This is a genomic window from Piscinibacter sp. HJYY11 (genome assembly GCF_016735515.1).
Taxonomy (GTDB): Bacteria; Pseudomonadota; Gammaproteobacteria; order Burkholderiales; family Burkholderiaceae_C; genus Rhizobacter.
Map to the genome: position 1 here is coordinate 4,364,612 of NZ_JAERQZ010000001.1, position 13,080 is coordinate 4,377,691.

The 13,080-nt window shown below is 70.0% G+C and carries 15 protein-coding genes and 1 riboswitch; of the genes, 6 read left to right on the top strand and 9 right to left on the bottom strand.

What is annotated here, in order from left to right:
• Positions 1 to 6: 6 nt before the first annotated feature.
• From JI745_RS20450 to JI745_RS20480, 7 genes are all read right to left on the bottom strand, one after another.
• Positions 7 to 804: a thiazole synthase gene (locus JI745_RS20450; protein ID WP_201811244.1), complete on the bottom strand. Its 798-nt coding sequence runs from the start codon at positions 802 to 804 to the stop codon at positions 7 to 9.
• A 4-nt stretch (positions 805 to 808) separates the two neighbouring features.
• Positions 809 to 1,021, bottom strand: a complete 213-nt coding sequence (thiS, locus tag JI745_RS20455) for a sulfur carrier protein ThiS (protein ID WP_201811246.1) — start codon at positions 1,019 to 1,021, stop codon at positions 809 to 811.
• A complete protein-coding gene (locus JI745_RS20460) occupies positions 1,014 to 2,108 on the bottom strand; it encodes an FAD-dependent oxidoreductase (protein ID WP_201811248.1) in 1,095 nt (364 codons plus the stop codon). The genes thiS and JI745_RS20460 overlap by 8 nt, the downstream gene beginning before the upstream one ends.
• Entirely contained in the window at positions 2,105 to 3,988 is a 1,884-nt protein-coding gene (gene thiC, locus JI745_RS20465) for a phosphomethylpyrimidine synthase ThiC (protein WP_201811250.1), read from the bottom strand. Before thiC ends, JI745_RS20460 begins: the two co-directional genes overlap by 4 nt.
• A 108-nt stretch (positions 3,989 to 4,096) precedes the next feature.
• Positions 4,097 to 4,212, bottom strand: a riboswitch (TPP riboswitch).
• Positions 4,213 to 4,247: 35 nt separating this feature from the next.
• Positions 4,248 to 4,508, bottom strand: coding sequence for a hypothetical protein (locus tag JI745_RS20470; RefSeq protein ID WP_201811252.1), 261 nt, complete (start codon positions 4,506 to 4,508; stop codon positions 4,248 to 4,250).
• Positions 4,509 to 4,550: 42 nt separating this feature from the next.
• A complete protein-coding gene (locus tag JI745_RS20475; RefSeq protein ID WP_201811255.1) occupies positions 4,551 to 4,706 on the bottom strand; it encodes a hypothetical protein in 156 nt (51 codons plus the stop codon).
• Positions 4,707 to 4,711: 5 nt separating this feature from the next.
• The gene (locus tag JI745_RS20480) at positions 4,712 to 5,128 is read right to left on the bottom strand and encodes a hypothetical protein (protein ID WP_201811257.1); all 417 of its coding nucleotides are present in this window, start codon (positions 5,126 to 5,128) and stop codon (positions 4,712 to 4,714) included.
• A 113-nt stretch (positions 5,129 to 5,241) separates the two neighbouring features.
• On the opposite strand from JI745_RS20480, the gene JI745_RS20485 reads away from it, so the two are divergent.
• The 5 genes from JI745_RS20485 (at position 5,242) to JI745_RS20505 (ending at position 9,431) form a co-directional block, all read left to right on the top strand.
• Positions 5,242 to 5,967, top strand: a complete 726-nt coding sequence (locus JI745_RS20485) for a 5'-methylthioadenosine/adenosylhomocysteine nucleosidase (RefSeq protein WP_201811259.1) — start codon at positions 5,242 to 5,244, stop codon at positions 5,965 to 5,967.
• Between the two features lie 142 nt (positions 5,968 to 6,109).
• On the top strand, positions 6,110 to 6,514 hold the full coding sequence (locus JI745_RS20490) for a carboxymuconolactone decarboxylase family protein (protein ID WP_201811262.1): 405 nt from the start codon (positions 6,110 to 6,112) through the stop codon (positions 6,512 to 6,514).
• On the top strand, positions 6,511 to 7,977 hold the full coding sequence (locus JI745_RS20495; protein WP_201811264.1) for a S8 family serine peptidase: 1,467 nt from the start codon (positions 6,511 to 6,513) through the stop codon (positions 7,975 to 7,977). Before JI745_RS20490 ends, JI745_RS20495 begins: the two co-directional genes overlap by 4 nt.
• A gap of 99 nt (positions 7,978 to 8,076) precedes the next feature.
• Complete coding sequence (locus JI745_RS20500; RefSeq protein ID WP_201811266.1) at positions 8,077 to 8,340, top strand: hypothetical protein; 264 nt, start codon at positions 8,077 to 8,079, stop codon at positions 8,338 to 8,340.
• A 92-nt stretch (positions 8,341 to 8,432) separates the two neighbouring features.
• Positions 8,433 to 9,431 carry a Gfo/Idh/MocA family protein gene (locus tag JI745_RS20505; protein ID WP_201811268.1) on the top strand — a complete coding sequence of 333 codons (999 nt, stop codon included), beginning with the start codon at positions 8,433 to 8,435 and terminating at the stop codon, positions 9,429 to 9,431.
• Here JI745_RS20505 and JI745_RS20510 read toward each other — a convergent pair.
• Positions 9,428 to 10,912 carry a cell wall metabolism sensor histidine kinase WalK gene (locus JI745_RS20510; protein ID WP_201811270.1) on the bottom strand — a complete coding sequence of 495 codons (1,485 nt, stop codon included), beginning with the start codon at positions 10,910 to 10,912 and terminating at the stop codon, positions 9,428 to 9,430. The genes JI745_RS20505 and JI745_RS20510 overlap by 4 nt on opposite strands.
• Positions 10,893 to 11,642 (bottom strand): response regulator, encoded by a 750-nt coding sequence (locus JI745_RS20515; protein WP_201811272.1) that lies wholly within the window; start codon positions 11,640 to 11,642, stop codon positions 10,893 to 10,895. Before JI745_RS20515 ends, JI745_RS20510 begins: the two co-directional genes overlap by 20 nt.
• Before the next feature lie 170 nt (positions 11,643 to 11,812).
• On the opposite strand from JI745_RS20515, the gene JI745_RS20520 reads away from it, so the two are divergent.
• Positions 11,813 to 13,078 (top strand): ABC transporter substrate-binding protein, encoded by a 1,266-nt coding sequence (locus JI745_RS20520; RefSeq protein WP_201811275.1) that lies wholly within the window; start codon positions 11,813 to 11,815, stop codon positions 13,076 to 13,078.
• Positions 13,079 to 13,080 lie beyond the last annotated feature (2 nt).

Here is a 13,080-nt window from a genome sequence, read left to right on the forward strand (position 1 = left end):
CGGCGCTCAGTCGATCAGGAAGGGACGGCCGGTGACCGGCGTGGTGGGCACCGCCATCGTCTGCGCGGCCATCGCGCCGGCCTCGCGTGCCAGGCGCCCGGCCTGCACCGCATGCGCGAAGGCCGTGGCCATGCGCACCGGGTCGCCCGATTGGGAGACGGCCGAGTTGAGCAGCACGCCATCGAGGCCGAGCTCCAGCGCGAGCACCGCGTGCGACGGCGTGCCGAGGCCGGCGTCGACGATCAAGGGCACGTCTGGCAGCCGCTCGCGCAGCGTGCGCAGCGCTTGCGGGTTGAGCAGGCCCTGGCCCGAGCCGATGGGCGCGCCCCAGGGCATCAGCACCGTGCAACCAGCGTCGAGCAGTCGGCGGCAGGTCACGAGATCGTCGGTGCAGTAGGGGAAGACGCAGAAGCCTTCCTTCGACAACGCCTCGGCGGCGAGCAGCAGCTCCCACGGGTCGGGCTGCAGCGTGTGCTCGTCGCCCACCACTTCGAGCTTGATCCACGGCGTGTCGTAGAGCTCGCGGGCCATGCGCGCGAGGTTGATCGCTTCACGTGCGGTGCGGCAGCCGGCGGTGTTGGGCAGCAGATGCCCACCGCGCTCGCGCAGGGCGGAGACGATCTCGGCCACGAAGCCGTTGTCGCCACCCCCGGCGAGCGTGCGCCTCAGGCCGACGGTCACCACCTGCGTGCCCGAGGCCTCGATGCACTGGCGCAGCACCGCAGGCGAGGGATAGCCGGAGGAGCCGAGGAAGAAGCGGCTGGTGAGCGGGGTGTCGTAGACCGACCAGGGTGTGGGGTTCATCGCATCAGCCTCCGACGATGGCAGTGAAGACAGTCACCTGGTCGCCCGGTTGCAGCAGCGTGTGTGCGCGCAACGCCTCGGGCACGAACTCGCCGTTGAGCGCGGTGGCCACCTTGCCGGTCTCCGCGGCCGGCGGTTCGCCCTTCAACAGCGCGAGCAGGTTCAAGCCGGGTCGCCACGGCCTGGCATCGCCGTTGAGGTACACCAGATCAGGCATGGGCGGGCTCCGGCAGCACCTGCTTCAAGGCATCGTCGACCAGCGCCGGCGCGAGCAGCCAGCCGTGGCGGTAGAGGCCGGTGATGCGCAGCAGGCCGGGCGAGGTCTCGATGCGCGGCTGATGGTCGGGCCAGGCGGGGCGCAGGTTGGTGTCGAGGTGCACGATGCGCGCTTCGGCCAGGCCGGGCAGCACACTGTGCGCCGCGGCCATCAGCTCGACGGCGCTGCGCAGGCTCACGGGTGAGCGGTCTTCGCTCTCGATCTCGCTCGCGCCCACCACGATGTGCTGGCCGGCACGCGGCACGATGTAGACGCGGTGGCGCGGGTGCAGCAGCCGCACCGGGTGGCGCAGGTGCACGCCCGGCGCGTGCAGCCACACGAGCTCGCCACGCACGCCGCGCAGACCGGGCACGTCGTCGCGGGCACCGAGCCCGCGCGCGTCGATCGCCAGGTCGCAGGCGATGCGCTGGCCTTCTTCGAGTTGCAGGCAACCGGGCTGCACATGCGTGACGCGCTGGCCCCAGTGCCATTGCACGCCGGTCGCGTGTGCGGCCAGGGCTTCCAGCAACAGGCGCGGTTCGAGCTGGCCTTCACCGGGCAGCCACCACGCGCTCAGGCCGGGCAGCAGCTCGGGCTCCATCACGCGCAGCTCGCTCGCCGGCACGATCTCGGGCGCGGGCCAGGCGCCGGGATCGGCTTCGCACGCGCTGCGCAGCTTGACCATGACGCGCAGCGCCGAGCCCATGTCGGCGTTGTGCGCGACGAGCAGGCTGCCCTGCACGCGCAGCAGGGTCTGCGGGGCGTCCGGCGCGAGGGCCGAGGCCACGTCGCGCCACAGCACGATGGAGCGCCAGCCGAGCGCGGCCAACTCGGGTTCGGCATGGTCGAGCTCGGCCAGCGGGCTCAGCAGCCCGGCGGCGGTGTAGCCGGCAGCCACCGCTTGCGGGAGCGTCGCGCCCAAAGGGGGCGCATCCGGGCCGGGAGCGGGGTCGACAACCTGCACCGCGTGGCCCTGGCGAGAGAGCTTCCAGGCGAGCAGGCGGCCGAGCACGCCCGCGCCGGCGATGGCGATGCGCATGGAGCTCATACCGGGTGCACCGGGATGTAGATCTCGCCGCCCCGGGCCTTGAACTCGGCCGACTTCTCGGCGAGGCCCTGCGTGAGCGCGGCACCTTCATCGAGGCCCCGCGCGGCGGCGTAGTCGCGCACGTCCTGAGTGATCTTCATCGAGCAGAACTTCGGCCCGCACATCGAGCAGAAGTGCGCGTGCTTCGACGAGTCCTTCGGCAGCGTCTCGTCGTGGTACTCGCGCGCCGTGTCCGGGTCGAGGCCGAGGGCGAACTGGTCGTTCCAGCGGAACTCGAAGCGGGCCTTGCTCATCGCGTCGTCGCGCGCACGCGCCCCCGGGTGGCCCTTGGCTACATCGGCCGCGTGCGCGGCGATCTTGTAGGCCATCAGACCCTGCTTCACGTCGTCGCGGTCGGGCAGGCCCAGGTGTTCCTTCGGCGTCACGTAGCAGAGCATCGAGGTGCCCATCCAGCCGATCATCGCGGCGCCGATGGCACTCGCGATGTGGTCGTAGCCGGGCGCGATGTCGATGGTGAGCGGGCCCAGCGTGTAGAAGGGCGCCTCGTGGCAGTGCTTGAGCTGCTCGTCCATGTTGGCCTGGATCAGGTGCATCGGCACGTGGCCCGGGCCTTCGATCATGGTCTGCACGTCGTGCTGCCACGCGATCTGCGTCAGCTCGCCGAGGGTGCGCAGCTCGGCGAACTGGGCCTCGTCGTTCGCATCGGCGCCACTGCCGGGGCGCAGGCCGTCGCCGAGCGAGAAGCTCACGTCGTAGGCCTTCATGATCTCGCAGATTTCCTCGAAGTGCGTGTAGAGGAAGTTCTCCTGGTGATGCGTGATGCACCACTTGGCGAGGATGGAGCCGCCGCGCGAGACGATGCCGGTGCGGCGCTTCGTCGTGAGGTGGATGAAGGGCAGGCGCAGGCCGGCGTGGATGGTGAAGTAGTCGACGCCCTGCTCGGCCTGCTCGATCAGCGTGTCGCGGAAGATGGCCCACGAGAGCTCCTCGGCCACGCCGCCCACCTTCTCGAGTGCCTGGTACAGCGGCACGGTGCCGATGGGCACCGGCGAGTTGCGCAGGATCCAGTCGCGCGTGGTGTGGATGTGGCGGCCGGTGGAGAGGTCCATCACCGTGTCGGCGCCCCAGCGGGTCGACCACACGAGTTTTTCCACTTCCTCTTCGATGCTCGAGGTGACGGCCGAGTTGCCGATGTTGGCGTTGACCTTGACCCTGAAATGTCGGCCGAGGATGGTCGGCTCGAGCTCCGGGTGGTTGATGTTGGCGGGGATGATGGCGCGGCCGCGCGCCACCTCGTCGCGCACGAACTCGGGCGTGATCTCGGCGGGCATGCGCGTGCCGAGGGCATTGCCCGCGAGGCGCTGTTCGCGCGCTGCATCGCCCAGGTACTCGCGCGTCCACTCGCGCCGGTCGTTCTCGCGGATGGCGACGAACTCCATCTCCGGCGTGATGATCCCGCGGCGCGCGTAGTGCATCTGCGTGACGTTGGCGCCGCTCTTCGCGCGGCGCGGCGTGCGCTGCAACGCAGCGGCTTCGGCCTGCAATCGGGCGAGCTGTGTGTCGGCGCTCTCATGGCGCAGGCCGTCGTCGCGGGCGGAGTAGGTGCGGCCGTGGTACGGCTCGGTGTCGCCGCGCGCTTCAATCCATGCGGCGCGTGGCGTGGGCAGCCCCTTTCTCACGTCGAAGGCGACGGTGGGGTCGGTGCAGGGGCCGGAGGTGTCGTCCACGATCACGCGCTCGCCGTTGCTGAGGCTGATCTCGCGCATGGGCACGCGCACGCCGGTGAGCGGGCCTTCGAGGTGGACCTTGCGCGAAGACGCGAAGGGCTCGCGGGCCAGCGCCAGGCGCTCGTGAAAGTCGGCGGGGGAAGGGGTGGTCATCGCGGTCTCCAGTGGCAGCAACAGGGGTGTCGTCTGCTCCGGAGAAGTCCGCGGGCGGTGGGGTGCGACGGGGGCAGGGCCTGGTGTTCGCCTGCCGGGCCCATCGCGGGCCGCTCGTTGCGCTCTTCTTACGCCGGTATGAACCGGATCAAGTTCTCGGGTTCGGTGACATCACCATCTCAGCGCCTCGAGCCTTGCGGCCCGGCACACCCCGGAGCGGGGCGGATTGTGGGCGCATGGCACGGCATGCGTCAACCATTCACTTGGTCGACTGAGGGCCAGCGCCGCGGTGGGCCTTGTTGTAGTCGTACACATGGCCGTCGGGCAGCCGGCCGCCTTCGACCGAATTGACGCCGCCCTGGCCCACGCTGTCGGGCAGCTCGGTGGAGATGCTCACGTGGCGCTTGCCCTCACGGCGGCGCGCTTCGCTGAACTTGAGCGCGCCCAGCAGGTCGTTGGCCGCAAATTCCTGGTGGGCCGGCCCCGCGCCGGGCTCGAGCCAGAAGACGACGATGCTCATCGTGGGCACTCCAGAGCCGCTGCGTGCGGCCATGGCGCATTGTCACTGGATCGTTTTCGGCGGGTCGATCACGGGCGACTGCTGGCCGGGCACCGGCGGGTCGACCACCGGTGGGTCGACCAAGGGAGGCGGTGGTGGGGGCGGGGGTGCCACCGGTGGGTCCGGCGGCACGTCATGCGCTCGATGCGGCGTGCGCATGGCGCTCACAGGTCGGGATTGCGGAAGACCGCGTGCAGGCTCGGCGGCAACTCGCCATCGCTCTGGCTTGCCAGCAGCAGCGCCTGCTCCCACAAGGCTTGCGCCATGAGGTAGGGGTCGACGGTGCGGGCCCAGTCTTCTTCCCACAGGCTCGTGGCCAGGGCCGCGGTGTCTTGCGCGCCGAGCTCGGGGTCGAGCCCGCGGATGGCGGCGGCGCAGGCCTCGATCCACGCTTCACGGCGGCCGGGCATGCGCAGGCGGCCCTGGGCGCGCGCCTGGGCGCATTCTTCCGGCTCGCGGTGGCGCTGGTAGTACCAGAAGGTCTCGGCGATCTCGGGCAACAGCCCGGTCTGAACCGTGGGCTCGAGCACCATCAGGCGCATCGCGAAACGCTGGATCCAGAGCGACTTTTCATGGGTCATGAGGGGCTCCTGAAGTTGAACCCATGCTCCGCGCCGGTCGCGGCAGCGTTAAGCGGTTGACGGCTTGTTCGTGCGCAGGCGATCTCCGACACGCGTGTCAGACAATCGGGCACATGAAACGGATCGCCATCGTGGGGGCCATGCACGAGGAACTGCGCGCCCTGCTCGACGCCATGCCCGACGAGCGGCCGGTGCTGCGCGCGGGCCGCGAGTTCTGGGTGGGCCACCTCGCAGGCCAAGAGGTCGTGGTGGTGCTGTCGCGCATCGGCAAGGTGGCGGCGGCGACGACGGCCGCGCTGCTCTTGAGCGAGTTCGACGTGTCGCGCATCGTCTTCACCGGCACGGCCGGGGGCCTCGCACCGGGGGTGAACGTGGGTGACGTGGTGGTGGCCGATGCGCTGCTGCAGCACGACATGGATGCCTCGCCGCTCTTTCCGCGCCACGAGGTGCCGCTCTATGGCCGGGCCCGCTTTGCGACCGATGCCACGATGTCGGCCGGGCTCGCCCAGGCCTCGCGCACGATGCTCGCCGACCTGGGCGCGCCGCAGGCCCGCGTGCACTGCGGGCTCGTCGTGAGCGGCGACCGCTTCGTCTCCGAGCGCGCCGAGAACGACGCCCTCTGCGCGCGCCTGCCCGACGCGCTGGCCGTCGAAATGGAAGGCGCCGCGCTCGCGCAGGTGTGCCACGATTTCGGCGTGCCGTTTGCCGTGGTGCGCACCGTGTCGGACCGGGCCGACGATCACGCGCACGTGGACTTCAACCGCTTCGTGGCCGAGGTGGCGAGCCGCTACACGCTCGGCCTCGTGCAGCACTATCTCGACAAGCTGCCAGCGCCTTGACCGGCTCGTGTGATGAGCCAGCGAGGGTGCACCATGCGGCGCTTCTCCCACGGCGCAGCAGCCATGCTGGAAGCGCGGGCTGTGCCGGCCTGCCACCCGCGAAGATGACAATGCGCCGATCTCATCGCAAAGGAACAACAAGATGACCGCTTTCGTGCCCCCGACTCCCGGCGAACAGCGTCGCCGCCAGGTGATGGGCGATGCCTTCGTCGACCGGGCCTTGAACAACGCCAGTGCGTTCACGGAGCCGCTGCAGGCGCATGTGAACGACCAGGCCTGGGGCTCGACCTGGCTGCGCGGCGGCCTCTCGCTCAAGGAGCGCAGCCTGTGCACGGTCGCGATGCTGGCCGCGCTCGGCCACACGCACGAACTCAAGGGCCACCTGCGCGGCGCGATGAACAACGGCGCCACGCTCGCCGAGCTGCGCGAGGTGCTGCTGCACGTGGCACCGTATGCCGGCGTGCCCGTCACCTCGGCCGCGTTCCGCGCCGCCGAGGAATGGATGGCCGCCGAGGGCTTGCAGTTCGAGGAGGAGGACCGAGCATGATGCGCTTCGTGCTGCTGCCCACGCGCGGCTTCACCACCGACGAGCCTCACAACGCCGCGGCGATCGAGACCTTCCTCACCACCATGGCCGACCCGGGGCCGCGCCGGCTGCCGGCCCCGCCGTCGGCCAAGGCCGCCCGGTTCACCGTGCTCGATTCGATCCACAGCAATGGCGCCAAGCTCGTGGCCATGTCCGACGTGGCGCTGATGCGCCTGAAGCGCGAGCAGCCCGGGCTGCGCGTGGTACCCGAGGTCTTCTACCCGCCGGCACGGGCACCGCGGCCGCGCATCATCGAGAGCGCGCAGATGTTTGCCTCGCGCACGGTGCTGGAGCGGCACACGCTCAAGGTGGTGCTGAAGGAGACCGGCCAGGCGCTGCGCGACGTCGATGTCATCGCCTTCAGCGACGTGGCCGCCGGCAAGGGCGCGCAGGGCACGACCAACGGGCGCGGCCAGGTGAACCTGGACTTCCCGCGCTCGGTGAAGGTGCTGGAGCGTGTCTACGTCTACCCGGCCCACACCGGCTGGCCGGTGCTGCTGAACCACTGGCCGCTGCGGGCGGGCACGATCGAGGTGCCCGCGATCGCGCTCGATTTCATCGACTCGCGGGCCAAGGCCTACCCGAAGCGTCATCCGGGCGATGGCCGAGGCGTGACGGTGGGCGTGATCGACACCGGCGTCGGCCCCCATGCGGCGCTCACGGTCGCCGGCGGCATGAACGCGGTGACGGGCGAAGACCCGGCCGACTGGTCCGACAGCCATGTGCACGGCACGCATGTGGCGGGGATCATCGCGGCGAATGGCAATGTGGGCGGCTTCCTCGGCATCTCGCCCGCGGTCACGCTGCGCGCCTACCGCGTGTTCGGCAAGAACGCCGAAGGTGCGTCGAGCTTTGCCATCGCGAAGGCGATCGACCGCGCGGTGGCCGACGGCTGTGACCTGCTCAACCTGAGCCTGGGCGGCGGCCCCAACGACCCGACGACCAGCGATGCGATCAAGGCCGCCCGCGCCAAGGGCGTGGTCTGCGTGATCGCCTCGGGCAACGAGGGCGGGCCGGTCGCGTGGCCGGCGCGGCACCCGCTGGCGGTGTCGATCTCCGCGCTCGGCTTCAAGGGCGCCTGGCCGGCGGGTGCGATGCAGGTGCAGACGGTCACCGAGCCGCTCGGCAAGGAGCAGAGCTTCATCGCCGACTTCTCCAACACCGGCCCCGAGATCGACCTGGCCGGGCCGGGGGTAGGCGTGATCTCCTGCATCCCCCATGACCGTTTCGGCGTGATGGACGGCACCTCGATGGCCTGCCCGGCGGTGACGGGAGCACTCGCTCGCCGGCTCGCGGCCGACGCTGCAACGCTTGCCCTCCCGCGCGACGGCGACCGGGCCGATGCGATCGTCAAGCTCGCGCTCGCGGCGGCGCGCGACATGGGCCTGCCGCCCCTTGCGCAGGGCGCCGGGCTTGCGCAATAGTCGACTGCTCGCTTGACCTGCGTCATGCTGCGGAAAGAAGGCGGCGCGTATCATGAACGCGCTCTTCTCTTTCGCCGCCCCGCCTCCATCTCGACGCCCATGAGCCGATACGTCTTGCGCTATGCCGGCACCACGCCTCGCCATGCCGAGTCGGGGGTGGACACGGCCGAGGTGGTGGCACGTGCCGGCGCCAAGGTGATCGACGACGCGCCCGACATGCTGCTGGTGGAGGCGAATGCCACCACTGCCCGCACCATCGCGCACCTCTTGCCCGAGTGGCAGATGAACGCCGAGGTGATGACGCCGCTGCCGGCGGTGCCTCGGCCGAGCGTGCGGCCCTCGGCCCGCGGCCGGCGCCGCTGATCCCCTTCGCCCTCGTCGCTTTTTCGTACCCGGCCTGAAACCGGCCCGGGCGCATACTGCGCGCCGTCCAAGAACACGACGGAGACGGCGCGATGAAAAAGGTCCAGTGGGGCGTGCTCAGCACCGCCCGCATCGGCACGGCGAAGGTGATCCCCGGCCTGCAGAAGAGTGCCTGGTGCGAGGTGCGCGCCATCGCGTCGCGCAGCGATGCCACCGCCCGCGCCGCCGCCCAGGAGCTGGGCATTCCGCTCGCCTACGGCAGCTACGAGGCGCTGCTCGAAGACCCGTCGATCGAGGCCGTCTACAACCCGCTGCCCAACCACCTGCACGTGCCGCTCACGCTGGCCGCCGCGCGCGCCGGCAAGCACGTGCTGTGCGAGAAGCCGATCGCCATCACCGCCGACGAGGCCGCGCAGCTGCGGGAGGTGGCGGGCCGGGTGCACATCATGGAAGCGTTCATGGTGCGCTTCCACCTGCAGTGGCTGCGCGCACGCGAGCTGGTGCGCACCGGTGCGCTCGGGGAGCTGCGCTCGGTCCAGGTGGCGTTCTCGTACTTCAACGACGACCCGGGCAACATCCGCAACATGGCCGACATCGGCGGCGGTGCGCTCTACGACATCGGCTGCTACCCGATCGTGGCCGGGCGCTTCTTCTTCGAAGGCGAGCCTGAGCGGGTGATCGCGCTCGTCGACCGCGACCCGCGCTTCGGCACCGACCGCACGACCAGCGCGCTCGTCGATTTCGGCCAGGGCCGCCGGCTCGACTTCACCGTCTCGACTCAGAGCGTGCCCTACCAGCGCCTGCAGCTCATCGGCACGAAGAAGCGGCTGGAGATCCGCATCCCGTTCAACGCACCGCTGGGCGAGACGACCGAGATCTTCCTCGACGACGGTGCCCAGCTCGCCGACGCCAGCGCGGTGGCCGAGACGCTGCCCGCCTGCGACCAGTACACGCTGCAGGGCGATGCCTTCGCGAAGGTGGTGCGCGGCGAGATGCCGCTGCCCTATGGCGTGGACGACGCGGTGCAGAACATGCGCATCATCGAGGCGATGTTCCGCTCGGAGAAGTCGAACCGCTGGGAGCCTGTTTAGGCCAGCGAACGCGGCAACTCTAGGCTGACGACCAGTCCGCCCTCGGGCCGGTTGCGCAGCTCGATGCGGCCGTGGTGCGCGGCGACCACCGCCTTCACGATGGCCAACCCCAGGCCGATGCCGCCGGTGCTGCGCTGGCGCGAAGACTCCAGCCGGTAGAGCGGCAGGAACACCTTCTCCATCTCGTCCTCGGGGATGCCGGGGCCGGTGTCGTGCACCGCGATGCGCACCGCGTCGCCGCCCGCGTCGAGCCGCACGTCGGCGCGGTGGCCGTACTTGAGGGCGTTGTCGATCAGGTTGCACAGCGCGCGCCGCAGCGCATTGGGCCGACAGCTATGGCGCACCTTGCGCTCGTGCTGGAACACATGCGTCTGCTGCGTCGAGGCAAAGAGCGTGGGCACGCCGTGGAAGGTGAGCGGCGGCGGCTCGCAGAAGGTCACGGGCCGGCCCAGGTCGGCATAGTCGTCGCACACCGATTGCAGCAGCGCGGTGAGATCGACCGCCTTCACCGGCTCTTCGCGTACCTCGTGAGAGAGGAAGTCCAGCACCTCGGTGAGCATGGCGTCCATGTCGTCCAGGTCGCGCAGCATGGCCTCGCGCAGCTCGACGTCGGCGACGAGTTCGGCGCGCAGGCGCAGGCGCGTGCTCGGCGTGCGCAGGTCGTGCGAGACGGCCGCGAGCATGCGCGTCTGGTCGGCCAGCACCGAGGCGAGGCGGGTGCGCAGGCGGTTGTCGGCGCGCGCCATCGCACGCGCTTCCACCGGGCCGGCTTCGGGCAGCAGCGGCACTTGCACGTCTTCGCCGCGCGCGTCGATGGAGCTCGCAAGCGTGTGGATGGGCTGGGCCAGTGCGCGCGCGGCCACACCGAGCGCCACGAACACCGTACCCAGCGCAGCGAGCGCGCCCAGCAGCACGCTCACCGGTGGCATGCGGTCGCGCCAGAGCGAGGGGCTCTCGAAGCGCAGCGCCATCACCTCGCGGCGCAGCACGCCGGGGCCTTGCGGCAGCGTGACCACGAGCAGGCTCTCGCGGTTGAGCGCTACCTGCTCGCGAGAGAGGAGCGTGAAATAGGTGCGAGCGGTGGCGGCCTCGTCGAGTGCCGCCAGGGCGCGTTCGCCGAGGCCGCCGGCCTTGAGCCACAGCGTGACTTCGCTCGGCACCAACGTGGACGGTGGCGAGGGCGGCGCCGGCAGGCGCTGCTGCACCGCGAAGCCGGCCGGCAGCGGGCCGTGGCCGGGTCGCACCACCACCGTCGAGCTGCCGAATTCGCCAGAGGGCGCACGACCGTCGAGGGCCTGCAGCATCGCATCGTGCACCGCCCAGCCGGCGAGGTCTGCGCGGGCGGCGTCACGCTCGCGCTGAGTCCACTCGACCGCGCAGAGTGTGCCCACCACCAGCACGGCCACCACGCCTGCCGCCTGCAGCGCGAGGATGCGCCCGCCCAGCGAGGGCGGCAGCCACTCAGCCCAGCGCAGCCTCATGGCGGTGGTGCCTCACCACCTCGGCACAGAGCTGGTAGCCCTCGCCGCGCACGGTCTTGATGAGCGTGGGCTCCTTGCTGCCGTCTTCGACCTTGCGGCGCAGGCGCGAGACGAGGATGTCGATGCTGCGGTCGAACGGGCCGCTGTCGCGCCCGGCGACCATGTCGGCGAGCTGCTCGCGGCTCAAGGGGCGCTGCGGGTGTTCGACGAAAGTGGTGAGCAGCGCGAACTCGCGGGTGGACAGCGGCACCACGGTGCCGTCGCGCGATTGCAATTCGCGTTCGACCATGTTGAGACGCCAGCCCGCGAAGCTGTAGGCGATGACGGCCGCGTCGGCCTCCGACGAACTCTTGCCGATGCTCTGCGTGCGGCGCAGCACGGCCTTGATGCGCGCCATCAACTCGCGCGGGCCGAAGGGCTTGACGAGGTAGTCGTCGGCACCGAGTTCGAGGCCGATCACGCGGTCGGCCTCGTCGCGCAGCGCCGTCACCATGATCACCGGCAGCTGGCTCGTGGTGCGCAGCTCGCGGCAGAGCGCGAATCCGTCCTGCCCCGGCATCAGCACATCGAGCACCACGAGGTCGATGCGCCACTCCTTCAGCGCCTTGAACATCTCGCGCCCGTTGCCGGCTACGGTGACGAGGAAGCCGAACTCCTGCAGGTGCCGCTTGGTGAGCTTCTGGATCTCGATGTCGTCGTCGACGACCAGGATGTGGGGCGTGCGCTCCATCGGGCTTGTCTCTTCGTCGTTGTTTTGTAACGCTGGGTAGCAACGCGGGCCGGCATGCCGCTGGCGTTACATCGCCGCTCTCACGGCCACGCCATGCGAATGCACCATGGCGCTGCGCACATTAAGTCCAGGCACTGGACCACGTCAACAAGCGCGCAGGAGACAAGGTGATGCGTCAATCAAGCAAGTTGCTCGGGGCCGCCGCGTGCGCCCTCGGGTTCTCCCTCGCAGGCACGAACGTGTGGGCCGCGCCCACGGTGGAGGTGCTGCACTGGATGACCTCCGGCGGCCAGGCCAAGGCGATGAAGTCCTTGAAGGACGACATGGAATCGCAAGGCGGCAAATGGATCGACACGCCGGTGGGCGGCGGCAGCAGCGAAGAGGCGCTCACCAAGCTGCGCGCACGCGTGCTGGGTGGCGACGCGCCATCGTCGGTGCAGCTCAAGGGCCCGCTGATCCAGGAGTGGGGTGCTTTGGGCGTGCTGCAGCCCATCGACGACGTGGCCGCGGCGGGCAAGTGGGAGCAGGCGCTGCCCAAGTCGGTGGCCGCGACCATGAAGTACAAGGGCCAGTGGGTGGCCGCACCCGTCAACGTGCACCGGCTCGACTGGATGTACGCGAACCCGGCGGTGTTGAAGAAGGTGGGCATCACCATGCCCACCACCTGGGAGCAGTTCGACACGGCCGCGGCCAAGCTCAAGGCGGCGGGCATCACGCCCCTCGCGCACGGCGGGCAGGCGTGGCAGGACGCATCGCTGTGGGAGGTGATCGTGATCAGCGTCGGCGGCCCGGCCTTCCACCAGAAGGCGCTGGTCGAGCTCGACCCGAAGGCGCTCGGCGGCGAGACGATGCAGAAGGTGTTCGATCGCATGCGCAAGCTGCGCGGCTACGTCGACCCCAATTTCTCGGGCCGCGACTGGAACCTCGCCACCGCGATGATCATGAACGGCACCGCCGGCTTCCAGATCATGGGCGACTGGGTGAAGGGCGACATGAGCGCTGCCGGCAAGCAGGCGGGGAAGGACTACCTCTGCGCCAACCCGCCCGGCACCGACAACGCCTTCCTCTTCATCGTCGACAGCTTCGCGATGTTCAAGAGCAAGGACCCCGACCGCCTGGCCGGACAGAAGCTCTTCGCCAAGCTGCTGATGGAGCCGCGCTTCCAGGAAAACTTCAACCTGGCCAAGGGTTCGATCCCGGTGCGCACCGACATGAAGCTGGACAAGTTCGACAGTTGCGCGCTTGCCGCCAGCGACCACATGGCCAAGACGGTGAAGTCGGGCGGCTTCGCGCCGTCGGCCATCCACGACATGGCGGTGCCGATGGCGGTGAAGGGCGCGATGACCGACGTGGTCACCAAGCACTTCAACTCCGACATGAGCTCGGCCGAGGCCGCCAAGCGACTGGCCGATGCCGTCAAGCTCGCACGGGAGTAAGC